Below are 24464 nucleotides of genomic sequence, written 5' to 3' on the forward strand. Positions count from 1 at the left end.
AAACAGAGGGCGATTGTGCGTCGCGTGTGGGGGTGTTGCGAGAGTCGCGTATTGGCTGGGCTCTTTGATCCGTGTCGAGTCTGTGGGGCCTGACGTGATCAGGCGAGCAACTGCCAGGCCGCACGCCCGATCAGCAGCAGCGCCACGGCGCCGAGCACGAGGATGCACACGCGCCGGTAATGGGCCTGGCCGTAGCGCTCGAACAGGCGCTGCCCCAGCAGAATGCCCGCCACCTGGGCCGGCAGGGCCAGGGCCAGGTGGGGCAGGAAGCGCGCGGGCACGCCGTCGAGCGCGAAGATGGTGGCGAGCGACACGATGTTCTGGCCCAGGAAGACAAAGGTCATGCTGGCGCGTGCCGCCGAAGCCGCGAAGTGGCCGCTCAGAAAGTAAGCCACCAGGGGCGGGCCGCCCATGGCCGAGAAGCCATTGAGCAAGCCCGAGCTGCCGCCCGCCAGGGCCGTGGCGACTGGGCCGGGCGCACGCGCCGCGCGCCAGCCCGAGAGCAGCAACAGCGCCGTGGCCAGCACGATCACGCCGATGGCCAAACGCCCGGCGTCGGCCGGCACGCCGATCAGCAGCCAGGCCCCGAAGGGCGCGACCAGCACGCTGCAGGCCAGCAATGGCCCGACCCGGCGCCAGAGGATGTGCGGCCAATCGGCGCGCAAGGTCTGCAGGCCTGAGAAAACCTGCAGTCCCATCATCACCGGGGCGATGGCCGCGGGCGGGAACACCAGGGACAGGGCTGGCGTGGCGAAGAGCGCGGCGCCGAAGCCGCTGAAACCGCGCATCACACCCGCGGCGAAGATGGCCAGGCCCACGAAGGCCAGGGTCCAGACCGAGCCTTCCATGGCTCAGGCCCGGCCACGGCACGCAGGGGCCGCAGCATTCAAGACGGATCGAAACACGTGCTTATTGGATGTCCAGTTCGAGAAACTTGCGCACCCGTTCGGTCTCCGGGTTCGTGAAGAACTTCTCGGGGGCGCAGCGCTCGATGATTTTGCCTTGTTCCAGGAACACTACCTGGTCGGACACGGCGCGGGCGAAATCCATCTCGTGCGTGACGACCATCATGGTGTAGCCGCCGCCCGCCAAGTCGCGCATCACGGCCAGCACCTCGCCCACGCGTTCCGGGTCCAGGGCCGAGGTGGGCTCGTCGAACAGCAGCACCTCGGGCTCGATGGCCAGCACACGGGCAATGGCCACGCGCTGTTTTTGCCCGCCCGAGAGGGTGTGCGGGTACTGTCCGGCCTTGTCGGCCATGCCCACCTTGGCCAGCAGCGCCAAGGCCTGCTCGCGCACCTGGGCTTTGGGTTTGCCCTGCACATGCACGGGCACTTCCATCACGTTCTGCAGCACGGTGAAGTGCGGCCAGAGGTTGAAGCTCTGGAACACCATGCCCGTGCGCGCGCGCATCGCCGCCAGCGCGCGGGCCGGCAGTGGCTTGCCGGTCTGGTCGTCCACGCCCATGCGCGCGCCGCCGATGCGGATTTCGCCGCGGTCGGGTTGCTCCAGCCAGTTCACGCAGCGCAGCAGGGTCGATTTGCCCGAACCCGAGGAGCCCAGGATGCTGACCACCTCGCCCTTGGCCACGCTGAGGTCGATGTCGCGCAGCACCTCGACGCCGTTGAAGCTCTTGGACAGGTGACGGATCGACACCGCAGGCGTGGCGCCTGGTTGTGGGGCGGGCATGTTCTCACTCATATTCAAGTCCTCGTTGTCGCCCGTAGCGTCCGAAGTGGCGCATCAGCGCGTCCACCGTGATACCCAACGCCCAGTACAGCCCGAGCACCAGCACGAAGGCCTCCATGGGGATGAAGTAACGCGAAGACATGGCATTGGCCGCGGCTGTCAGTTCCATCACGGTGATGATGCCCAGGAAGGAGGTGTCCTTCAGGCACATGATGAGCAGGTTGCCGCTCTCGCCGCGCGTGCGCATCACCAACTGAGGCAGCACGATGCGCAGGAAAGCCTTGCCGCGCCGATAACCATGCGCATAAGCCGCGTCCAATGAGCCGGTGGGCAACACCAGGCGCGCGCCGCGCAGCAGCTCGGCGTAGTAGGCCGCGTAGTAGACCGACAGGCCGATCAGACCCGCATCCCAGGCTTCCAGCCGGATGCCCAGGCTGGGCAGGCCGTAGTACAGCAGGTAGATGAAGATCAGGAAGGGCAGCATGCGCAGCGCGTTGATGGCCAGGCGCAAGGTGCGGCGCGGTGCGTTGTCCTTGCCTTCCAGCAGCCAGGCCAGCAGGCAGCCCAGCACGAAGCTCGCCGTCGCGGCCAGCACGAAGAGCAGCACCGTGGTTCCCAGGCCGCCCAGCAGCAGGTCGCGGTGCTCCCAGAGCGAGGTCCAGTTGTTGGGCGTGTCGGACATGGTTCGGGCGTTCCTTACATCGCGAGCCGGTGGGCGTTGCGCTGCGCCATGCCTTGCAGCTTCACCATCAACGCGATCAAGGCCATGTACAGCACGGCCGCCGCGAGGATGGGCGGCAGGGGGTCGTAGGTGACCGCGGCGATGCGGTTGGTCACGCGTGTCAGGTCCACCATGCCGATCACCGCGATGGCGGGGCTGCCCTTGACCAGAAAGGTCATCTCATTGATCAGCCCCGGCATGCTGGTCACGGCCATCTGCGGCAGCATGATGCGGCGAAAGGCTTGCAGACGCGTCATGCCACAGGCCAGCGCGGCTTCCAGTTGTTCACGCGAGAAGCCCCGGAAGGCCGAGCGCCAGACCTCCGCGTTGAAGGCTGAGGTGTTGATGGTCAGCGCCAGCACGGCGGCCACTTCGCGGCTCATTGACCAGCCCATCTTGGGCGAGGCCAGGAAGATGAAGAGCACCAGCGTCACCAAGGGCGTGGCGCGCGCGAAACTGATCCAGGCCGCAAGCAGCGGGTCCAGCAGCGGCACGCGGGCCATGCGCAACAGCGCCAGGCCCAGGCCGATCACCACGCCCATGGCGATGGCCAGGCCCGAGGTCCAGGCCGTGACCCAGGCCCCGGCGAAGAGCATGCGCCAGGCTTGTTCGTCCATGTTTTAGCTCCGGGTCGCCGCGCGTACCGCACCTGTCGAAGGAGCTGCTTCGACGGGCGTGGTGCGAGCGACGTTGAATCACATGCCCGCGAGTTTCTTGAACTGGTCGAAGTTGGTGATGGGTTCGGTCGGCAGGGCCGGGAAGGCTTCACCGAACCACTTCTTCTGCAGTTCCGCCAGGCGGCCGCTCTTGCGCAACTCGGTCATGAACTCGGTCATCAGCTTGAGCAGCTCGGGGTTGTTCTTGGGGATGGGCCAGGCCGCGAAACCGCCGCCGGAAACGGCCACGCCCTTGGCGAAGACCTTGGGCTTGGCCGCCACGATGGTGTTGGCGGGCACGACTGCGTCGATCACATAGTCCAGTCGGCCATTGGCCAGGTCGGCCATCGCTTCGGGGTAAGAGGGGTACTCCACCACCTTGCCGAGTTTGCCGCCGACCTTTTTGAGCATGGCTTCCAGCTCGGGCAGGCGCGCCAGCAGGGCGCTGCCAGCCTGCACGCCCACGGTCTTGCCCGACAGCGTGGGGATGTCACCCAGGCTCTTGTCGCCCGCGCGCTTGATGTAGAAGTGCTGGGCCGAAGCGAAGGGCGGCGCGAAGTTGAAGACCTTCAAACGCTCTTCCGTCACCAGCGCGCCGGTGTAGGCCATGTCGTACTGGCCCGCCGCGACGGAGGCGAGCAAGCCGGTCCAGGGCAGGATTTCCTGCTGAACCTTGATGCTCTTCTTGGCCATGAACTTCTGCAGGTCCGCCAGCATGTCGGCGTGGAAGCCCACGGGCTTGCCGTCCTGGATAAAGTTGAAGGGCTGGTAATCGTCCTCGGTGGCGACCTTGAAGACGCCCTTTTTCTGGATCTCGGCCAAGTCCGCATGCGCGGTCAAGGCGGTCGCGGAAAGGGCCACGACCACGGCCAGCGTGCGTGCGATGGAACGCGCGGTGGCATGGAAAGAGGCGGGGATGGAAGAAACGTTCAAGCGGGCCATGGTTGCTCCGGTCGGTGGTTGCTGGACGATCGGGCTCATGCAAGGTTCGGGCCGCGTGGCGGTCGGCGCGCGCGTTGATGGTGTCAGTTGTGTTGGTTCCCTTGGCCAGTTGCCGCGCGAGCCGCACCATTGCGGCTTTGACGATGGCTTCCCGCATTTTTCAGGTACGTCCCTTGCTTGAACATCGCCGTGATCGACCATTACTTCCACTTGGAATTCGAGCGCACACGGGGCTTGCAGGAACAGTTGCGTGAAGCCCTGGTGGATGCCATCTTGCACGGTGCTTTCCCACCGGACGAGCCTTTGCCGTCCTGCCGTGACTTGTCGCGCCAGCTTTCGGTGGCGCGCAACACGGTGGCGCTGGTGTACGAGAGTTTGTTGGAAAAAGGTTTCCTGCAAAGCCGTCCGCGCAGTGGTTATTACCTGCATCCCGACTATCGGGAACGGGCGACCAGTCCATCGCTGGTGTCCGATCCCGGCGGCGACGAGGACGACGACCGTGACCCAGCCTTGGGCGTGGCGCGCGCCCCAAGCTGGGCCGAGCGCATCCGCCAGTCGGCCGGGCCGCGCCAGGGCATCCTGCGACCCAGCAACTGGCGGGACTATCAATACCCCTTCGCCTACGGCCAGGCCGACCCTCATCTGTTTCCGGCGGCCGCCTGGCGCCGGGCCGCGCGCGAAACGCTCCAGCTTCGCCGGCACCGCGATTTCTGGATCAGCGACGCGGTCGATCAGGATGACCCCGAACTCATCACGCAGCTGCGCACCCGCGTGCTGCCCAAGCGCGGCATCCAGGCCGCGCCGGGGGAAATTCTTGTCACTCAAGGTTCGCAAAACGCGCTCTACCTCTTGGCGCGTTTGCTCATGGGGCCGGGTGTGCGCGTGGGCTTGGAAAACCCAGGGTTTCGTGACGCCTGGCATGTGTTCGCCATGCAGAACGCGGACATCTCCTTGCACGACGTGGATGAGCGTGGGCTGCGCATCGACGAGCGACTGGCGGACTGCGATTACGTCTACGTCACACCCAGCCACCAAGTGCCTACCGGCGTGACCCTCAGTGCCGAGCGGCGCGCCGAGCTTTGGCAGCAGGTGCATGCGCATGACCAAGTGCTGATCGAGGACGACTACGACGCCGACCTGGATCTGTCCAGCCACCCGCCACCCGCGCTCAAGGCGGCGGACCGGCATGGCCGGGTGATCTACCTCAGCAGCTTTTCCAAGAGTCTGGGCCCGGGCTTGCGCCTGGGCTACCTGGTGGCCGATGAGGAACTGGTGCGCGAGTTGCGTGCCTTGCGGCGGCTCATGCTGCGGCACGCGCCCCTGCACGCGCAACGCCTGCTGGCCCGCTTCCTCGCCGAGGGTGACTACGACGCCCACCTGCGCCGCTACCGCGCGGCCCACGCGCGCAAGCATGACGCGTTGCGCCACGCCATCGAGCAGCACCTGGGTGGCTGCACTTACGCAGGGGGCTCAGGCGCCTCGGCCTTCTGGCTCCAGGCGCCCGAGGCCGTGAGCGCGCAGAAACTGGCCTGGGCGGCCTCGCGCCGCAGCGTGCTGATCGAGCCGGGCGCACCGCACTTCTTTGACACGAACCCACCGGACCGGCATTTCCGCCTGGGTTTCTCCGCCATCGCCGCCGAGCGCATCGCGCCGGGCATCGAAGTGCTGGCGGATGTGATGGCGCGGGTGTGAGTGCAGTGTGACGCTGTGTCGACCGGAGGCCAAGAGGATAGGCAGCGGTCCGTCTGGAAGAAATCGAGATGCCGCTCAGTTTGCTGAAGAACTGAAGCTAGGCGTCGCGGATCTCCAGTTCGGTGGCAGGTGGCTAGACTTGCGTCATTCCATTCAACCATACCCAGACGCGCGGCACTCAATCATGGAGAAAGTATGTACCTGCTAAGAAATATAAAAATTGTTTTTTCAATGACGATTTTGCTATCCATGCTGATTGGTTTATCAGCCCATTCGGAGGAGACGTCAAAAAAGGAAATGAGTGGCTTAGACACCACTCGATTTGTCGTCATGGGGGAGGTTTTGATTGGTGTGCATGCATATTTTGCTTCTCTCAATCCTCATGTTTTTGGCGGTGTCAGCGCTCTGTTGTCCCCGCTCGGAATGACAGGCTCGACGAGAGATTCTTATTTGACACTTGCAGCAATGGAATCAATGGCGATCTACAACATGACCATAGATCCCGAGAAGAAGTCCAAGGGGGAGATATTCAAAGAAAACATGATCGGGTACAACCTGGCCTTTGCAGCTGTTTTTTCGGTGAGCTACCTACTGCGCGTCTCTCCCAGCGAAAAGGAAAGTTTTGTCGCATTCGCTCCAGCAGGCGATGGATGGAAGCTGCTCTACCGTCAGACCTTTTGAGTTCACCAGGGCAGTTGCCGGGAAACTGCTGAAATTGAGCGAGTGTTTTACACGTTTTCGGCTGCTGGTATCAGATCGCCCCGTGCTCGTTCAGCACCTCATCCAACAACTCCAGCGCCTGCTGCACCTGTCCGGCATTCACGATGCAAGGCGGCGCGAGGTGGAAGCGGTTTTCCACCGCGAAGACCAGCAGGCCCCGGCGCAGCGCGGCGGCCTTGAGTTCGGCCAGGCGCGCAGGGGCCAAGGGCGTGCGCTTGATGGGGTCGCTCACGAACTCCAGGGCCCAGAAGAGGCCTTTGCCGCGTGTCTCGCCGACGATGGGGTGGCGCGCGGCCAGGGCCTTGACGCCGGGGCCGAGGTGCTCTTCGCCGATGCGACGCGCGTTGTCGACCATGCCTTCCTCGGCCATGGCGTCCAGCGTGGCGATGATGGAGGCCATGGCCAGCGGGTGGCCGGAGTAGGTCAGGCCACCAGGGAAGTAGCGGTTCTGGAAGAACTCGCTGATCTGGTCCGAGATCATCACGCCGCCCACCGGCACGTAACCCGAGTTCACGCCCTTGGCGAAGACCACCAGATCGGGCTGAACATCGAAGTGCTCCAGCGCGAGCCAAGCGCCCGTGCGGCCGAAGCCCACCATCACTTCGTCGAGGATGAGCTGGATGCCGAATTCATCGGCCAGGGCGCGCACGCCTTTCAAGTAGCCCTGCGGAGGCACCAGCACGCCCGCCGTGCCGGGAATCGATTCGAGCAGGATGGCGGCGATGCTGGTGGGGCCCTCGGCCTCGATCACCCGGCGCAGGTGGCGCAGGGCACGTTCGCATTCTTCCGCCTCGGTCGTGGCGTTGAACTCGCTGCGGTAGAGGTAGGGGTTGAAGAAGTGCACATGGCCCCGCGCGTACTCGTTGGGGACGCGCCGCGCTTCGCCCGTGGCGACGATGGCCGAGCCCGTGTTGCCATGGTAGGAGCGGTAGGCCGAGAGGATCTTGTCGCGGCCTGTGTACAGGCGTGCCATGCGCATCGCGTTCTCGTTCGCGTCGGCCCCGGCGTTGGTGAAGAAGATCTTCTTGAAGCTGCGAGATCCCGACTTGGGCGCGTGCGCCAGGATGCGCTGGGCCGCCTCGCCCCGCACGGACGTGGCGTTGGACGGTGCCAGCGTGCATAGTTGCGCGGCTTGATCCTGGATGGCCTTCACGACCTTGGGATGCTGGTGGCCGATGTTGGTGTTGATCAGTTGCGAGCTGAAGTCCAGGTACTGGTTGCCTTCGTAGTCCCAGAGCATGCAGCCCGAGCCACCCGCGATGACCAGGGGGTTCAACTGGCTTTGCACCGACCAGGACGACAGCACCAGCTCGGTTTCAAGCTGGCGGACGGCGGCGTTGCTGAAGGGGGCGGCTGCGTTCATGCGGGGGCTCCGGTGGAGGAAAGGTTCGGGCCGTGACCGGGTGTCAGGGATGGGCCGACTATGACGCGAGCACATCGCGTGTCGTAGAGCCAGTTGCACGCGCTGTGCTGGCCAGATTCCCGTCGTGACTCGCTGGGGCCAGACCCCGCTGGCTATGATCGGCCGCATGGAAATCGAGACGGTGAATTACGAAGCGGTGTTGTTTGACTGCGATGGCGTGCTGGTGGACAGCGAGCCCATCACCAACGGCGTGCTGCGCGACATGCTGGAGGAGCGGGGTTGGGCCATGACCCAGGAGGAATGCGAGGCGCGCTTCATTGGCCGCGCGGTGCGCGATCAACGCGCCGAGATCGAGGCGCGCACGGGTCTGCCTTTCACCGAGGAATGGCTGCAGTCTTTCTATGTGCGGCGCAACGCGGCGCTGGAAGCGCGGCTCACCGCCATTGCCCACATCCACGACACCGTCGCGCGGGTCCACCGCGCTTGTGGCGGGCGCCTGGCCTGCGCCTCGGGCGCGGACCGGGCCAAGGTGGAGCTGCAGTTGCGCAAGGTCGGCTTGTACGACTACTTCGAAGGCCGCATCTTCAGTGGCCATGAAACGCCGCGTTCCAAGCCGCACCCCGACGTGTACTTGGCCGCTGCCGCGGCGCTGGGTGTGGCGGCCGAGGTCTGCGCGGTGGTGGAGGACACAGAAGCGGGCGTGCAGGCCGGCGTCGCGGCGGGCGCGCGCGTGTTCGCTTACTTGCCGCAGGGCGCGAATTCAGGGCGCCATGCCGCGCAGCGAGACGCTCTGCTGCGCGCAGGCGCGGCCCAGTTGTTTGGCGATATGCGCGAATTGCCCACGCTGCTGGCCCGCTGAAGAGCCCGCGCGGCGCTCTGTGCCTCAGCGAGTCGCGACGGCTGCGGCGTCAACGTTCAAGGGCGCGGGGATGTAGCCGCCATGCGCTTTCAGCAGCTCGGTCATGCCCGCTTCGTCCAAGGGGCGCGACAACAGATAACCCTGGAATTCGTCACAACCTTGGCTGCGCAGGAAGTCGAACTGGGCTTGGTTCTCCACGCCTTCGGCCACCACGGTCTTGTGCAGGCTTTGGCCCAGCGACAGCACCGCGCGCGCGATCATGGCCACTTCCTGCTCGCGCTCGATGCCGGTCACCAGTGACCGGTCGATCTTGATGATGTCCAGCGGGAAGCGCCGCAGATAGCTCAGCGCTGAATAGCCGGTGCCGAAATCGTCCATGGCCAGCTGCAGGCCCAATTGCTTGAACTGGATCAGTGTTTCGAGCACGCGCTCGCTGCGGCTCATGAAGACGGTTTCGGTGATTTCCAGTTCGACCAACTCGGGGGACAGGTTCGCGTCGCGCAGCAGCCGATTGACGTGACCGACGATGTCGTCGCTCAGGAACAGACGCGGCGAGAGGTTGACCGCGATGCGCAAGGGATTGAGCTTGAGATCCCGCCCCTCGTTCCAGCGCCGCGTGGCGACGAAAGCGCGCTGAAGGATGGTCATGGTCAACGGCAGGATCAGGCCGCTGTCTTCCGCGATCGGGATGAATCGCTCCGGGCTGATGGGGCCGTACTCGGGCGGTCGCCAACGCGCCAGCGCTTCCATGCCGATGATGCGTCGGTTCGCGTCGGTCTTGGGTTGGTAATGCACCTCAAAACCATCGTGGTCGATGGCCTGGCGCAGCGCGGCCTCCAGGTGCAGCCGCTCCGTCGCGACGTGGTTCAGCTCGCGCGTGAAGAACTGGAAGTTGTTGCGCCCGTTGCCTTTGGCAGCGTACATGGCCGCGTCGGCGTGCTTGAACAGGCTGAGCGCGTCCTCGCCATCGCCGGGGTACATGGCCACGCCCAGGCTGGCGCCGACCTGGAACTCCCGGCCCGACAGTTGCACTGGGTGCGATATTTCGCTGAGCACGCGTTGCAGTTGGTCGATCACGGTGCTGCTGCGAAAGTGGTCCGCGAGCAGCAGCACGAATTCGTCCCCGCCCAGACGCGCCACGGTGTCCGAGGCACGCACGCAGCGGCGCAGACGCAGAGCGACCTCCTTGAGCAGTTCGTCGCCTGCGTCGTGACCCAGGCTGTCGTTGATGAACTTGAAGTGGTCGAGGTCGATGAAGACCACCACCAGGTGGTAGCCCAGGCGCTCCGCGCGGGCGATGCCTTGCTCCACGCGGTCACTCAGCAGCATGCGGTTGGGCAGCCCCGTCAGGGTGTCGTGGTTGGCTTGGTGTTCCAGCTCCTGCTGGTAGCGGCGGCGCTCGGAGATGTCTTGCACCGTGCCTTCGTAGTAGAGCAAGTTGCCCTCGGCGTCGCAGACGGTGTGCGCGTTCTCCGAGATCCAGATGCGTGAGCCGTCAGCGCGGTAGACCTCCGATTCGAAGTTGAGCACCTCGCCTTGCTCGGCCATCATTTGTCGGAACCGCTCACGCTGCCCTTCCTTGACGTAGAGCTGGCGGCTGATGTTTTGCAGCCCCGTGATCAGCGCCTGCGCGTCCTCGTATCCGTACAGACGTGCCAGCGCCGGATTGACCGCGAGGTAATGGCCCTCGGGTGAGGATTGGAAGATGCCTTCCGAGGCATGTTCGAAGATGTGGCGGTAGCGCTGCTCGGCCGCCTGTTGCGCCTCGGCCAGCGCACGTTGCGCGGTGACGTCCTCAATGAAGCCTTCAATCACCAGCGCGCCCTGCTCGTCGGCGACGGCCACGCCGCGTTCGTGCACCCACTTCACGGTGCCGTCCTTGCTGACGATGCGGTAGTCCACCGCAAAGCGCAGATTGTTCGGCGGGTTGGTGGCGACCGAGGTGCGCACGCGCTCGCGGTCCAGCGGATGGGTGATCTGTTCCCAACTCACCACCGCGTTGTGGACCAGCTCTTGCGGGGTGTAGCCGGTCAAAGCCAAGCAGCCCTGGCTGACGAAGACCATGGTCCAGTGCGCGTCGTTCAGACACCGGTAGGCCATGCCGTCCAGGTTGTTGATCAGGGTGTCCAGCACCCGTGCCCGGTCCAGCTCACGCACGCTCAAGAGCGTGGTGCGTCGGGAGCGGCTGGACGGTGTGCCTGCCGAGGAGCCGGCCGGGACCGAGGACGGCGCCGTGGGAGGAACGGCTGGGTCGGGTGGAAGGGGCAGAGCGACGGGCATGTTTTTGGAAAGGCGAGAACGCATGAGCAGCAAGTCCCGTGCCGGAACGTTTGGGGCTTCGGCGGCTCGGGGTGAACCCGAGCGCAAGCCCTTGGTTTGCAAGGCACGTGGGCGCAAGGCGCTACTTGCGGCCCCATGCGGCGTGCCTGGCGTGTCTCCGGTTTTTGTTACGATTTTTGAAAGAAGCCAGCCGCGCATTCTCCCATCGGGTCGTCGGAGGACCTGCCGGTCTGTTACACCTGTGGCACCGACTGTGTTGAATTCTGCGCGGCGGGCCGGTCCAATCATGATTCCATGAACATCTATTTCCACGGCGAAGACTTCCGCCCCGAACCTTGGTTGTCTGCCCTGAGAAACGCATTGAGCGGGGCAGGCATCCAAGCCGAGGTGGCGGTGTGGGAGCCCGGCGCGCCCCCAGGGGACTACGCCTTGGTGTGGGCGCCGCCACAGCGCTTGCTGGACGAACAGACCCGCTTGAAGGCGCTGTTCAACCTCGGCGCGGGGGTCGATGCCATCACGCAGCTGCGCTTTCCGCCAGGGCTGCGGCTGGTGCGTCTGGACGATGCGGGCATGTCCGCGCAGATGGCCGAGTACGTGCTGCATGCCCTGGTCCGCCATTTCCGCGAATTCGATGCCTACGAGGCCGAGGCGGCCCAGGGGCATTGGGGCTTTCGCAAACCGCGCGCGCGTCAGGATTGGCCGGTCGGCATCCTGGGCCTGGGCGTGCTGGGCCAGCGCGTGGCGCGCGCCGTGCAGGGCCTGGACTTTCCCGTCCGAGGCTGGAGCCGCTCACTGCGGCGCGCCGAGGATCTGGGGCTGCCCGGCGTGCAGTGCCATGCAGGCCGCGATGGATTGCCCGCCTTCCTCGCCGCGAGCAAGGTGCTGGTCTGCCTCCTGCCACTGACCCCCGAGACGCAGGGCATTCTCAATCGAGAGACCTTGGGGCAGCTCATGCCCGGCGGCTACCTCATCAACGTGGCGCGGGGCGGCCATTTGGTGGAGGAGGATTTGATACCCTTGATCGACAGCGGTCATCTGGCGGGTGCGACTCTGGATGTGTTCCGCCAGGAACCCTTGCCCTCGGGACATCCGTTCTGGACCCATCCGAAGATCACCGTGACGCCGCACACGGCGGCACGCACCTTGCGTGACGAGAGCGTGGCGCAGATCGTCGGCAAGATCGCGCGGCTGGAGCGAGGCGAGCCCATCGCGGGGCTGGTCGATCCGGTGAAGGGTTATTGAACAGATCGGGCCCGACGGGCCACACCATCCAAGACAAGGGACCGCGACATGACGTACAAGCAAGCACAAGCACGCTGGGCCGAGCGCGTGCGGCGGCTCTATCTGCCGCCCAGCGACTTGCCCGTGTTTTGTGCCCTCTGCAAAGTCAGCACCAGCACCGGCCTGTGCCCAGTCTGCCTGCGCAGCCTCGAGGAAATCACGAATTGGCCGCGCCTCGACGACGAGCATCGCCGCACGGTCTGGGGTCGCGTGTTGATGCGCCTGGACGACGCGCGCCAGTACGAACAGGCCGTGCGCCGCCGAGTCAGCATGCGCCGGTCCGCGCGTGGTGAGCTGCCGCCCGAGCCGGTGTTGACCGACGAAGTGCTGCTCGTGGCCGACTCGGGCGCGCAGGCGTTTCCCGAGGACGCGCCGCTGCGGCCTCGCGCTACCGAGGCGATGGTGGGGGCGACGTCCGATGCCCCCAGGGCGGGCCTGGACGGTCGTGATGCTGAGCACGCCCAGCAGGACGCAGCAACCCCTGCACCCACCCCGGTCGATGAGGTGGCTCCGGCCATCGGTCCGCTGCCGCCCGCGGCGGACGAACCGATCGCCGAGTCGTCAGCGGCGTTGCCCGAAGCACGGCTCGACACTGCGCCCGATACCTTGGTGGCCACGTCCACCCAGCCGGGCTCGGTGGCCCAGCCATCGGCACCCCCTCCGAGGCCGGCTGCCGCGGCAGCGCTGCCCGAGCCCTCCCTCATGCAGCCCGAGGTCTTGGCCACGCACGGCGGTGTGCCCGTCGACGTCGCGGCGGCCCGAGCGCGCCAGGTGCGCCTGGCGATGGCCCAGGTCGTACAGGCCTCACTCGAAAGCGCTCGTCGCGAGAAGGCAGAGTCAGAGCCTGGGCCGGAAGAAATCACACTCAAGCCGCTGATCTGAACCCTGCCTTGGAGCGGCGTGGCCCGAGGACATTGCGAGACAGCCATTGAGATCACAACCGGGATCGTGACGGAACGGGAGAACCTTGGAATGTGTGGCGCTGAAGTCAAACCCTTGCCAGAAGGCGTGCAGCGCGTGGCCGCTTTGCTGCAGGCCCACGGGCACCCCCATGCGCCGCTGATGCTGGACGACGCCGCGCGCACGGCGCAGCAGGCCGCGGACGCCTTGGGCGTGGCGCTCGGGCAGATCGCCAAGAGCATCGTGTTTCGCCACCGGGGCGCGACGGCCCCTGGCGAACCGGAGAACGACAGGGCGGTGCTGGTCATCACCTCGGGCGATCTGCGCGTCGACGAAAAGAAGGTGGAGGCGCTGGTGGGCAAGCTGGGCCGCGCCGATGCGGAGTTCGTCAAGGCCCGCACGGGGTTCGCGATCGGAGGTGTTTCGCCCATCGGCCATCGTGAAGCTCCGCTGGTGCTGATTGACCGCGAGCTGTTCCGCTTCGAGGACATCTGGGCCGCCGCCGGGCACCCGCATGCTGTGTTCAGATTGCAGCCGCGGGATCTGCCACGCCTGACCGAGGGTGCGCCGGTGGCGGACGTCACGGTGTCGCGGCCTGCCTGAGTGTGTTCGGCCTCACAACGACGACAACGACAACGAGACAACGAGACAACGAGGAGCACGCGCCATGAAACACATCGTCTTCTACCTGGACTTCATCTCACCGTATGCCTGGCTCGCGTTCGCGCAGTTGCCCCGGGCCTTGCAAGGTCTGAGCTACAGCGTGAGTTATCGCCCCATGCTCCTGGGCGCCTTGATCAAGCACCACCAGTCCAAGGCGCCCGCCGAGATTCCGGCCAAGCGCACCTGGACGTACCGGCACGTGCGTTGGTTGGCTCACCAGCAGGGCGTGCCTTTGCAGATGCCGGTGGAGCACCCCTTCAACCCCTTGCCCCTGCTGCGCCTGTCGGTCGCCTGTGGCCTGAGCGGCGGCGGTGCTGCCGCGGGCGGTGATCCGAACCGCCTGGTCTGCGAGACCCTGTTCCACCATGTCTGGCGCGACGGACTCGATGCCAACGATCCTGCGCGCTTGACGGCGCTGCGCGAACAACTGTTGGCCCCATTGGCGGCGCGGGGGCCGGTGTTGACCCCCGAGGACGAGGCCGTGAAAAACCGACTGCGGGCCAACACCGACGAGGCCGTGGCGGCGGGCGCGTTTGGCGCGCCGAGTTTCGTGGTCCAAGACAGCGGCGGGCCGCGATTGTTCTGGGGGCTGGACAGCCTGCCCATGCTGCGCGCCTGCCTGGAAGGCGACCCCTGGTTCGAGCGCGACGACACGCCGCAGGCTTCCATGCCTGCGCGTTCCGCGCTGCTCGCCACGCCGCCCGCGCAACAGCAGCAGTGACGGCGCGATGACATCGTGCCCGTCAGGGGCATCCACCCTGCGCACGAAAAAAATCGCGCATCTGCCCCTGATCCACGCGCGAATTCAGGGGGAACCCTGAGTTTCACGGGTTAGTCCTAGCGGGCCATGTAAGAAGTCCGTCAGCCATCGCTCCAAGAATTCGCCAACCTCCCCGTGCTGGGGATGTCACGCATCAACAAGGAGACAAAACATGGCTGCAACCCAGGCCGCAAGGCCGATGAGCCCCGAAGAGCGCAAGGTGATCTTTGCCTCGTCGCTGGGCACCGTTTTCGAGTGGTACGACTTCTACCTGTATGGCTCGCTCGCGGCCATCATCGCGAAGCAGTTCTTCAGCGGCTTGGATGCGGGCTCGGCCTTCATCTTCGCGCTGCTGGCGTTCGCCGCTGGTTTCATCGTGCGTCCTTTCGGCGCCATCGTGTTCGGCCGCCTGGGCGACATGATCGGCCGCAAGTACACCTTCCTGGTGACCATCCTGATCATGGGCCTGTCCACCTTCGTCGTGGGCATCTTGCCGAACTACGCCACCATCGGCGTGGCGGCTCCGGTCATCCTGATCATCCTGCGCTTGCTGCAGGGCCTCGCGCTCGGCGGTGAGTACGGCGGCGCGGCCACCTACGTGGCCGAGCACGCGCCGCACGGCAAGCGTGGCGCCTACACCTCCTGGATTCAAACCACCGCGACGCTGGGCCTGTTCCTGTCGCTGCTGGTGATCCTGGGCGTGCGCACCGCCACCGGTGAGGCCGCCTTCGCCGACTGGGGCTGGCGCATTCCCTTCCTGGTGTCCATCGTCCTGCTGGGCATCTCGGTCTGGATTCGCCTGACGCTGAATGAATCCCCCGCCTTCCAGAAGATGAAGGCCGAGGGCAAGCACTCCAAGGCCCCGCTGACCGAGTCCTTCGGCCAGTGGAAGAACCTGAAGATCGTGATCCTGGCCCTGATCGGCCTGACCGCCGGCCAGGCCGTGGTCTGGTACACGGGCCAGTTCTACGCGCTGTTCTTCCTGACGCAGCAGCTCAAGGTGGATGCCGTCACGGCCAACCTGCTGATCGCCGCCGCGCTGCTGATCGGCACGCCCTTCTTCGTGATCTTCGGCACTCTGTCCGACCGCATCGGCCGCAAGCCCATCATCATGGCGGGCTGCCTGCTGGCCGTGCTGACGTACTTCCCGGTGTTCCAGGCGCTGACCAAGGCCGCCAACCCCGACCTGTACGCCGCGCAACAGCAAAGCCATGTGGTGGTGGTCGCCGATCCCGGCGAGTGCTCCTTCCAGTTCAACCCCACGGGCACGGTGAAGTTCACCAGCTCCTGCGACATTGCCAAGCAAGTGCTGGCTGCCAGCTCCGTGAGCTATGACAACGAAGTCGCTCCCGCAGGCACCCCGGCCGTGATCAAGGTGGGTGACAAGGTCATCCAGGGCTACAGCTCCAAGGGCCTGAGCGCCGACGAAGCCAAGGCCAAGGACGCTGAGTTCAAGAAGGCCGTGGCCGACACGCTGAAGGAAGCGGGCTACCCGGCCAAGGCCGATCCGGCCAAGATGAACAAGATCATGATGGTCATCATCCTGGCCTACCTCGTGATCCTGGTCACCATGGTCTACGGTCCGATCGCCGCCATGCTGGTGGAACTGTTCCCGACCCGCATCCGTTACACCTCCATGTCCCTGCCCTACCACATCGGCAACGGCTGGTTCGGCGGCTTGCTGCCCACCACGGCCTTCGCCATCGTGGCGCAGACCGGCAATATGTACAACGGCCTCTGGTACCCCATCGTCATCGCCGCGATGACCTTGGTGATCGGCACGCTGTTCGTGCGTGAAACCAAGGACGTGGACATCTACGCCAACGACTGAGGTCCGCGGCTCCCAAGCTGCCTGCGCAGCTTGGGACGGACCGAAGAGCCGGTGGCTCTGACGCCGGCAGGGTGACGCCAGTCAGGCGATCCGCCACCCCGGCGTCGCCAGGGTGGCGCAAGGCCTCTTCCTTTCCGGCGGGGGCCTTCTTCTTTTGTTTTCAGGAAAGTATTCAGACCATGTGGAAGATTGCTGTTGGCTTCGTCGCGTTCGCCGCCGTCGCGCTGTATTTCATCTCCGTTGCCGGTGACAAGGTGGACATGAGTGGCGAGAAGCACGGCGCCGACGCCGTGCACGCGCCGGCGTCCGCCCCCACACCTGCAGCCGCCCCTGCGGCTACGCCCGCGCCGGCCCCTGCGCCTCAGCCAGGCAAGTGACATCGCCGCGCGCGCATCGCGCTGCCCACAGGCCTTCTTCGGAAGGCCTTTTTGTTTTCCTCGCTCCTTCGCCGGGCCGAGCGACGCCGCCGTCAGGCAAATGACAGCATTGAAAGGCTTGTAATAAATCGTTAATGAAGGCGGTTGTGAGCAATTTTTCCTTCACACCGCTGATACAAACCAGGCCAGTCATTGCACCTGTGTTCCAGATTCAAGGAGGAGAGACACATGCTGGTGAAGCACCTGGTTTCGCGTTTGCGCCTGTTGGGCGTGGTTTTGGCAGCTGCGGCCTTGGCCGCTTGCGGTGGTGGGGGAGGCGGTGGTGGGGGAGGAAGCGGAAGTGGCGGCGGCGGCACTGACACGTCGACCCCGACCACGAGCATCACGCTCCCTTATTCGGCCACGCTCTCTGGTTCTTCCGGCTCAAAACGCAACTTCGTGTTCACGCTGCCCGCTGGCTTGAGTGTGGTGTCGATCAAGCTGTCGGGCGGTTCGGGTGCATTGAATATGTCGGCCACCGACTCGACTGGCGCCACCAAGTGCCCGACGGTCACTCATTCGGGCAAGGAGGTCACCTGCAACGTGAACAATCCGGCCAGCGGTCAGTGGACAGTGGCGATCACGGGAGGCACCACCTTCAGTGGTGTGAGTATGTCGGTAAGTTCGTCCACAGCCAGCGTGTCTCTGCCACATAGCGTGACCGGTTTGTCTGGTGCGGAGAACTCCAATACTTACTACACCTTCATCGTTCCAGCTGGCACGGCCTCGGTGCGTGCGAATCTCACGTATGCAGGAGGTGCAACCGGAGACGCGGATCTGTACTTGATCTCACCCACTGGAAGCACGGGAAGCTTGTGCATGTCGGAAGCCACAGGCACCACTGCAGAATCCTGCACTTACAACAATCCTGGATCAGGTATTTGGATGGTACAGGTCCACGGCTTTGAGGATTTCACTGGCGTCAACGTGTCCATCTCCACGAATGGAGCCACTCTCGCTGGCTTCCCCACATATACGTCCACAGTTGATTCTGAGACAGTAAATTCAACGTTTGCCGATGTGACTGGAATATTGGATTCGAGCCAAGACGCAACTATTACCGTGGGCGCAGGGGTGGCATCAATGAGTGCCGTCATTTCGGGCGGAACAGGTAATGCTGATATTTGGATCATTGACCCCAATGACAAGCTTGTTTGCGTTACTCGTGCGACTGGAAATACCGACTCTTGCTCCATCCTTCAGCCTCAGGCTGGTAGCTGGAAGGTTCGGTTGTACGGCACATCTGCCTACTCAGGTGTGACCCTGAAGGTCTACAGCAAGTGACATGAGTAGTGTTGGTGCGAGTAGCGCACTAAAGTGAAAAAGAGCCTGCCTCCCAGCAGGCTCTTTTTTTATGGGCCCTTGCCTAAGGACCGCGCGTAAGCAGCGCCCCCGCCCTAGAATGTTTGCCCCGAACATTCCACGGCCAACGTCATGACCCAGGGCAGCACCACAGGCAAGCAAGCAGGAGACGCGCAGACGCAGGAATCCCAACACGGGAGCCCAGGGCCGGAGCAGGGTCTGATCCGCATCCGCGGCGCGCGCCAGCACAACCTCAAGAACCTGGACCTGGACATCCGCACCGGCGAGCTGACGGTGGTGACGGGCCCCAGCGGTTCGGGCAAGTCCAGCCTGGTGTTTGACACGCTCTACGCCGAAGGCCAGCGTCGTTACGTCGAGACCTTCAGCGCCTACGCGCGCCAGTTCTTGGACCGCATGGACAAACCGGCGGTGGACCGGGTGGAGGGCGTGCCGCCCGCCATCGCCATCGACCAGACCAACCCGGTGCGCAGCTCGCGTTCGACGGTGGGCACGATGACGGAGTTGAACGACCACCTCAAGCTGCTCTTCGCCCGTGCTGCCCAGCTCTTCGACCGCAAGACCGCGCTGCCCGTGCGGCACGACACGCCGGATTCGATCTATGCGCAGTTGGTGGATCGGGCCCAAGCAGGCAATGACCCACGCCTCGTGCTGACCTTTCCCGTTGAACTGCCCGCAAACACCACCACGCAAGAAGTGGAGCAATGGCTGTCCGCCAGCGGCTTCACGCGCGTGCAAGCGGAGCGTGAGGTCGCCACCCCCAGCGGACCCAGAAAAGTGCTGGACGTGGTGGCCGACCGTTTCCGCATCGGCAATACCGAACGCGCCCGCGTGGTCGAGGCCATCGAAGTTGCGCTCAAGCGCGGTGGCGGGCGTTTGAATGTCTATGCGCTTAGGGAATCGGAAGAAGCTGAGGTTTGGAAGTATTCGACCGGCCTGCACTGCCCCGAAAGCGACCTGCGCTACGCCGAGCCCATTCCGTCGATGTTCTCCTTCAACTCGGCGGTGGGTGCCTGCGACACCTGCCGGGGCTTTGGCCGCGTGATCGGCGTGGACTGGGGCTTGGTGATTCCGGACGACAAGCTCACCCTGCGGGCCGGCGCCGTCAAGACCTTCCAGACGCCCGCCTGGGCCGAGTGCCAGGAGGACCTGATGCGTCACGCCGAGGCCGCAGGCATTCCGCGTGACACGCCCTGGAACAAGCTGACCCAGGCGCAGAAGGACTGGGTCATCGAAGGCGTGCCCGGATTCAAGGAACGCAACTGGAACAAGCAGTGGTACGGCGTGCGCCGCTTCTTCGGCTACCTGGAGAGCAAGGCCTACAAGATGCACATCCGCGTGCTGCTGTCGCGCTACCGCAGCTACACGCCCTGCACGGATTGCGGCGGCGCGCGCCTCAAGACCGAGAGCCTGCTGTGGCGCATCGGCACGAAAGAAGATGCCGACGCGGTGTTGGCGCCCGAGCTTCGATTCATGCCCACGGGCACGGATTGGCGTCGAGAGCAGTTGGAAGCCCTGCCTGGCTTGAGCCTGCATGACCTGATGCTGCTGCCGCTGGACAAGCTGCGCGCTTTCTTTGCGCGCATTGAGGCGCGGGGCACCAGCGCTGCCGCGCCCGGCTTGGGGCCCGCGCAGAACGCTGGTGAAGCGCAGGCGCTGCGACTCTTGTACGAAGAAATCAACACCCGCCTCAAGTACCTCTGCGACGTGGGCATCGGCTACCTCACGCTGGACCGGCAAAGCCGCACGCTCAGCGGTGGCGAGGTGCAGCGCATCAACCTGACCACGGCTTTGGGCACGTCGTTGGTCAACACGCTCTTCGTGCTGGACGAGCCCAGCATCGGCCTGCACCCGCGCGACATGCACCGCATCATCGAGGCCATGCAGCGCCTGCGTGACGCGGGCAACACCCTGGTGGTGGTGGAGCATGACCCGGCCGTGATGTTCGCCGCCGACCGCATGATCGACATGGGGCCGGGGCCGGGCGAACGGGGCGGGCAGATCGTTTTCGATGGCAGCACCGAGGACCTGAAGAACGCCGACACGCTGACGGGTTCTTACCTGGGCGCGCGCAAGCAGATCGGCATGGGCTTCAAGCGCATGGTGAGCGAGAACACCGCGCGCCTGCTGCTGGAAGGCGCGCGCGAGCACAACCTCAAGAACGTGTCGGTGGAAATCCCGCTGCAGCGCCTGGTCTGCGTGACGGGCGTCTCGGGTTCAGGCAAGTCCACCTTGATCCAGGACGTGCTGGCCCCGGCGTTGATGCGGCATTTTGGTCAGGCGACCGAAAGCCCCGGGGCGCACGACCACCTGCTGGGCGCCGAGCAACTGGCGGGCGTGGTGTTCGTGGACCAGTCACCCATTGGCAAGACGGCGCGTTCCAACCCGGTGAGCTACGTCGGCGCCTGGGACACGATCCGTGAGATTTTTGCCAGCGCCCCGCTGGCCCGGCAACGCGGCTACACGGCCGCCAAGTTCAGCGCCAACAGCGGCGACGGTCGCTGTCCCACCTGTGGCGGTTCGGGCTTCGAGCATGTGGAAATGCAGTTCCTCAGCGATGTCTACCTGCGCTGTCCGGACTGCGACGGCAAGCGCTTCCGGCCCGAGATCCTGGAAGTGACGATCGAGCGTGGCGGGGAGGGAGCCTCGGGCGCCCTGCGTAGCCTCAATGTCGCCGACGTGCTGGAACTCACGGTCAGTGAAGCTGCCGAATTGTTCAGAAACGATCGGGACGTGATCCGTGCCCTGCAACCCATCGTGGACGTGGGCCTGGAATACCTGCGCCTGGGCCAACCTGTGCCGACCCTGTCGGGCGGTGAGGCGCAGCGCCTCAAGCTCGCGGGCTTCCTGGCCGAAGCGGCGCGCGCGGCGGGCAGTCGTCAGTTCATCGCCAAGAAGGGCACGCTGTTCCTGTTCGACGAGCCGACCACCGGCCTGCACTTTGACGACATCGCGAAGCTGATGCGCGCACTGCGCAAGCTGCTCGATGCCGGCCATTCGCTGCTGGTCATCGAGCACAACCTGGACGTGATGCGCGCCAGCGACTGGCTGATCGACCTCGGCCCCGAGGGGGGCGAAGCCGGGGGCCAGATCGTGGCCGTGGGCACGCCGGAAGAGTTGCGCCAACACCCGACGTCCCACACCGCGCGGGCGCTGCGCCAGTACGCGGCGGCGATGGGCGAAGCGCACACCGCGCATGAGGGCGATGCGGCGCGTTATCTCGGGGCCTTCACGCCCGGTCACAAGCCCGCGCCCAAGCGGGCGACGGGCGCGGACAACGCCATCCGCATCGTCAACGCCAAGGAGCACAACCTCAAGAACCTGAGCGTGGACATTCCGCGCGGCAAGTTCAACGTGATCACCGGCGTGTCGGGCTCGGGCAAGTCCACTCTGGCCTTCGACATTCTCTTCAACGAGGGGCAGCGACGTTACCTGGAAAGCCTGAACGCCTACGCGCGCAGCATCGTGCAACCGGCGGGTCGCCCCGAGGTGGATGCGGTCTGGGGCATTCCGCCCACCGTGGCCATCGAGCAGCGTCTGTCGCGCGGCGGGCGCAAGAGCACGGTGGGCACGACCACCGAGGTCTGGCACTTCCTGCGCCTGCTCTATGTCAAGTTGGGCGTTCAGCATTGCATCCACGATGGCGCGGCGGTGCAACCGCAGACGGTGGAAAGCATCCTGGCCCAGCTGATGAAGCAGTTCAAGGGCCAGGAAATCGGGCTGCTCGCGCCCTTGGTGGTGAACCGCAAAGGCGTTTACACCGAGTTGGCCGACTGGGCCCGTCCGCGTGGCTACACCCACCTGCGCGTGGACGGCGCCTTCCTGCCGACCACGGGTTTCCCGCGCATCGATCGCTTCAAGGAACACACCATTGAACTGCCGGTCGCCAGCCTGACCGTGACACCCGCCAACGAGGCCTTGCTGCGCGAGAAGCTGGCGACGGCCTTGGAGCATGGCAAGGGCGTGTTGCATGTGCTGAGCGAGCTGGATGGCCTGGCCGAAGCCTTGAAGAACGGCAGCAGCACGGTGGGCATCGGTCAGCTGCAGGTGTTTTCGACGCTGCGCGCTTGCCCGGTCTGCGCCACCTCCTACGCTGAGTTGGACCCGCGCCTCTTCTCCTACAACAGCAAGCATGGGTGGTGCCCGGATTGCGTGGGCACCGGCGTCAAGCTCACCAAAGACCAGCGCAAGGTGCTGGACGATTCCGTGCGCGACGAGAAGGAGCGGGGCCGCGAGCAGACCTTTGCCGAGCCGGAGGTGGAAGACGTGGGCGACACGGTCTGCCCCAGTTGCGAAGGCACGCGCCTGAACCCGACCGCGCGGGCCGTCAAGTTCAGTGGCATGGGCATCGCTGACATCGCTCGACTCTCCATCAGCGACATCCGGCGCTGGCTGGGCACATTGGCTGAGCAGGGACGAATGACGCAACGCGAGAACGACATCGCGCGCGACCTGATCCCCGAGATCAAAAGCCGCCTGGAGTTCCTGGAACAAGTGGGCCTGGGCTACCTCACACTGGACCGCGGCGCACCCACGCTCAGCGGCGGCGAGGCCCAGCGCATCCGCCTGGCCGCGCAACTGGGCAGCCACTTGCAGGGCGTTTGCTACGTGCTGGACGAGCCGACCATCGGCCTGCACGCGCGTGACAACCGCATCTTGCTCGACGCATTGCACACCTTGAGCGAGCGCGGCAACACCCTGGTGGTGGTGGAGCACGACGAAGACACCATCCGTCGCGCCGACCACCTGATCGACATCGGCCCCAGCGCGGGCAAGCGCGGCGGCCGCCTCGTCGCGCAAGGCAGCGTGCGCGATCTCACGCAGGCCGAGGACTCGCAGACCGGTCGCTACCTGCTGCACGCCATCCGGCATCCGCTGCAGCCGCGCCGCCCCACGCACAACGCCAGCTGGCTCACCGTCCAGGGCGCGAACCTGCACAACCTGCAAGATGTCAACGCGCAAGTGCCGTTGCAGCGTCTGGTGGCCATCACCGGCGTGTCGGGCTCGGGCAAGTCCACGCTGGCGCGTGACGTGCTGTTGGCGAATGTGGCGGCCGCCGTGGGCAACGCCAGCCCGGCGGGTAAAAAGGCTGCGGCTAAGGCCAACATCCAGTGGGCGGGCTGTGCCTCGGTGGAAGACTGGCAGTCCATCGACCGCGTGCTTGAAGTCGACCAGACGCCCATCGGCAAGACGCCGCGTTCCTGCCCGGCCACCTACATTGGTTTCTGGGACACCATCCGCAAGCTCTACGCCGAGACGCTGGAAGCCAAGGCGCGGGGTTACGGCCCGGGTCGCTTCAGCTTCAACACCGGCGAGGGGCGCTGCCCGAGCTGCGAGGGCCAGGGCATGCGCACCATCGAGATGAGCTTCCTGCCCGATGTGAAGGTGCCGTGCGAGAGCTGCCACGGCGCGCGCTTCAACCCCGAGACCCTGGCCGTGAGCTGGCGAGGCAAGAGCATCGGCGACGTGCTGCAGATGGAAGTGGATGAGGCGGTGGAGTTCTTCGCCAGCATGCCGAGCATCGCCCACCCGCTACAACTGCTCAAGGACGTGGGCCTGGGCTACCTCACGCTGGGTCAGCCTTCACCGACGCTGAGCGGCGGCGAAGCCCAGCGCATCAAGCTGGTGACCGAGCTGAGCAAGGTGAGAGATGACATCGGGCGACGTGGACAAAAGGCACCGCACACGCTCTATGTGCTGGACGAACCCACCGTGGGCCTGCACATGGCCGACGTGGAGAAACTCATCCGCGTGCTGCACCGCCTGGTGGATGGCGGCCACAGCGTCGTGGTGATCGAGCACGACCTCGATGTCATCGCCGAAGCCGACTGGATCATCGACCTCGGCCCCGAGGGCGGTGCTGGCGGGGGCCGCATCGTCGCCGCCGCGCCGCCGGAAGAGGTGGTGCGCTTGGGGACGCACACGGGGGTGGCGTTGAAAGCGGTGCTGGAGCGTGCTTAAGCCCGCCAATCTTCCAACTTCAAGCCCTCAACTTGCTTGAAGTGTCTGGTGTTGTGCGTCACCAGTGTCAGCCCTTCAGCCAGCGCGTGCGCGGCAATCTGGGTGTCTAAGTCGCCGATGGGTTTGCCGGCGCGGTGGAGTTGGGCGCGGATCGCGCCGTAACAGTCGGCAGCGGTAGCCGTCCAAGGCAAGTCATTGAACTGCGCCAGCAGCAGGTCAATCTGATGGCGGCGTTTGTCTTGGGTTGTCAGCAGGTTTTGCCCGTAGCGCAACTCGGCGCGCGTGATGACGGAGATGCAGGCGTTTTGCTCGTGCTGTGCTTGCGTCATGCGCTCGCGCAGGCCCGCATCCTGGCCTTTGAGAAAGTCGCTCAGGACATTCGTGTCGAGTAGATAGCGCATGGGCGTCGC

At 65.1% G+C, this 24464-nt stretch carries 20 protein-coding genes; 12 read left to right on the forward strand and 8 right to left on the reverse strand.

The features are described from left to right. Window positions 1-98 precede the first annotated feature (98 nt). The 5 genes from ACLBKS_RS00195 to ACLBKS_RS00215 form a co-directional block, all read right to left on the reverse strand. Window positions 99-848, reverse strand: coding sequence for a sulfite exporter TauE/SafE family protein (locus ACLBKS_RS00195; RefSeq protein ID WP_410190782.1), 750 nt, complete (start codon window positions 846-848; stop codon window positions 99-101). 61 nt (window positions 849-909) lie between these two features. Continuing rightward, window positions 910-1689: an amino acid ABC transporter ATP-binding protein gene (locus ACLBKS_RS00200; RefSeq protein WP_410190783.1), complete on the reverse strand. Its 780-nt coding sequence runs from the start codon at window positions 1687-1689 to the stop codon at window positions 910-912. A 4-nt stretch (window positions 1690-1693) separates the two neighbouring features. Continuing rightward, window positions 1694-2371 (reverse strand): amino acid ABC transporter permease, encoded by a 678-nt coding sequence (locus ACLBKS_RS00205; protein ID WP_410190784.1) that lies wholly within the window; start codon window positions 2369-2371, stop codon window positions 1694-1696. A 14-nt stretch (window positions 2372-2385) separates the two neighbouring features. After that, the gene (locus ACLBKS_RS00210; protein WP_410190785.1) at window positions 2386-3027 is read right to left on the reverse strand and encodes an amino acid ABC transporter permease; all 642 of its coding nucleotides are present in this window, start codon (window positions 3025-3027) and stop codon (window positions 2386-2388) included. A 78-nt stretch (window positions 3028-3105) separates the two neighbouring features. Beyond that, the gene (locus ACLBKS_RS00215; RefSeq protein WP_410190786.1) at window positions 3106-4008 is read right to left on the reverse strand and encodes a transporter substrate-binding domain-containing protein; all 903 of its coding nucleotides are present in this window, start codon (window positions 4006-4008) and stop codon (window positions 3106-3108) included. On the opposite strand from ACLBKS_RS00215, the gene ACLBKS_RS00220 reads away from it, so the two are divergent. The 3 genes from ACLBKS_RS00220 to ACLBKS_RS00230 all read left to right on the forward strand — a co-directional run bounded on the left by ACLBKS_RS00220 (window position 3983) and on the right by ACLBKS_RS00230 (window position 6381). Next, complete coding sequence (locus tag ACLBKS_RS00220; RefSeq protein WP_410190787.1) at window positions 3983-4189, forward strand: hypothetical protein; 207 nt, start codon at window positions 3983-3985, stop codon at window positions 4187-4189. The two genes, ACLBKS_RS00215 and ACLBKS_RS00220, sit on opposite strands and share 26 nt — an antisense overlap. Then, window positions 4186-5700, forward strand: a complete 1515-nt coding sequence (locus tag ACLBKS_RS00225; RefSeq protein WP_410190788.1) for a PLP-dependent aminotransferase family protein — start codon at window positions 4186-4188, stop codon at window positions 5698-5700. Before ACLBKS_RS00220 ends, ACLBKS_RS00225 begins: the two co-directional genes overlap by 4 nt. 195 nt (window positions 5701-5895) lie before the next feature. Further along, on the forward strand, window positions 5896-6381 hold the full coding sequence (locus ACLBKS_RS00230) for a hypothetical protein (protein WP_410190789.1): 486 nt from the start codon (window positions 5896-5898) through the stop codon (window positions 6379-6381). Window positions 6382-6451: 70 nt separating this feature from the next. On the opposite strand, the gene ACLBKS_RS00235 is transcribed toward ACLBKS_RS00230, so the two are convergent. Continuing rightward, complete coding sequence (locus ACLBKS_RS00235) at window positions 6452-7783, reverse strand: aspartate aminotransferase family protein (RefSeq protein WP_410190790.1); 1332 nt, start codon at window positions 7781-7783, stop codon at window positions 6452-6454. A 166-nt stretch (window positions 7784-7949) separates the two neighbouring features. Here ACLBKS_RS00235 and ACLBKS_RS00240 point away from each other — a divergent pair, with 166 nt between their 5' ends. Further along, window positions 7950-8642, forward strand: coding sequence for an HAD family hydrolase (locus ACLBKS_RS00240; protein ID WP_410190791.1), 693 nt, complete (start codon window positions 7950-7952; stop codon window positions 8640-8642). Between the two features lie 24 nt (window positions 8643-8666). Here the strand turns inward: ACLBKS_RS00240 and ACLBKS_RS00245 are convergent, their stop codons facing one another. Continuing rightward, on the reverse strand, window positions 8667-10946 hold the full coding sequence (locus ACLBKS_RS00245; protein ID WP_410190792.1) for an EAL domain-containing protein: 2280 nt from the start codon (window positions 10944-10946) through the stop codon (window positions 8667-8669). 270 nt (window positions 10947-11216) lie between these two features. Between ACLBKS_RS00245 and ACLBKS_RS00250 the strand changes: the two genes are divergently transcribed. The 8 genes from ACLBKS_RS00250 (at window position 11217) to uvrA (ending at window position 24054) form a co-directional block, all read left to right on the forward strand. Then, on the forward strand, window positions 11217-12164 hold the full coding sequence (locus ACLBKS_RS00250) for a 2-hydroxyacid dehydrogenase (protein ID WP_410190793.1): 948 nt from the start codon (window positions 11217-11219) through the stop codon (window positions 12162-12164). A gap of 48 nt (window positions 12165-12212) precedes the next feature. Further along, on the forward strand, window positions 12213-13085 hold the full coding sequence (locus tag ACLBKS_RS00255; protein ID WP_410190794.1) for a DUF1289 domain-containing protein: 873 nt from the start codon (window positions 12213-12215) through the stop codon (window positions 13083-13085). A gap of 90 nt (window positions 13086-13175) precedes the next feature. Then, on the forward strand, window positions 13176-13706 hold the full coding sequence (locus tag ACLBKS_RS00260; RefSeq protein ID WP_410190795.1) for a YbaK/EbsC family protein: 531 nt from the start codon (window positions 13176-13178) through the stop codon (window positions 13704-13706). 64 nt (window positions 13707-13770) lie between these two features. After that, window positions 13771-14487 (forward strand): 2-hydroxychromene-2-carboxylate isomerase, encoded by a 717-nt coding sequence (locus ACLBKS_RS00265; RefSeq protein WP_410190796.1) that lies wholly within the window; start codon window positions 13771-13773, stop codon window positions 14485-14487. 211 nt (window positions 14488-14698) lie between these two features. Then, the gene (locus ACLBKS_RS00270) at window positions 14699-16357 is read left to right on the forward strand and encodes an MFS transporter (protein ID WP_410190797.1); all 1659 of its coding nucleotides are present in this window, start codon (window positions 14699-14701) and stop codon (window positions 16355-16357) included. A gap of 179 nt (window positions 16358-16536) precedes the next feature. Continuing rightward, on the forward strand, window positions 16537-16734 hold the full coding sequence (locus ACLBKS_RS00275) for a hypothetical protein (protein WP_410190798.1): 198 nt from the start codon (window positions 16537-16539) through the stop codon (window positions 16732-16734). A 228-nt stretch (window positions 16735-16962) separates the two neighbouring features. After that, complete coding sequence (locus ACLBKS_RS00280) at window positions 16963-18057, forward strand: PPC domain-containing protein (protein ID WP_410190799.1); 1095 nt, start codon at window positions 16963-16965, stop codon at window positions 18055-18057. A 150-nt stretch (window positions 18058-18207) separates the two neighbouring features. Further along, a complete protein-coding gene (gene uvrA, locus ACLBKS_RS00285) occupies window positions 18208-24054 on the forward strand; it encodes an excinuclease ABC subunit UvrA (RefSeq protein ID WP_410190800.1) in 5847 nt (1948 codons plus the stop codon). On the opposite strand, the gene ACLBKS_RS00290 is transcribed toward uvrA, so the two are convergent. Next, complete coding sequence (locus ACLBKS_RS00290) at window positions 24051-24455, reverse strand: type II toxin-antitoxin system VapC family toxin (RefSeq protein ID WP_410190801.1); 405 nt, start codon at window positions 24453-24455, stop codon at window positions 24051-24053. The genes uvrA and ACLBKS_RS00290 overlap by 4 nt on opposite strands. Between the last annotated feature and the right edge of the window lie 9 nt (window positions 24456-24464).

The organism is Hylemonella sp. W303a (genome assembly GCF_046452315.1).
In the GTDB taxonomy this organism is placed as follows: Bacteria; Pseudomonadota; Gammaproteobacteria; order Burkholderiales; family Burkholderiaceae_C; genus Hylemonella.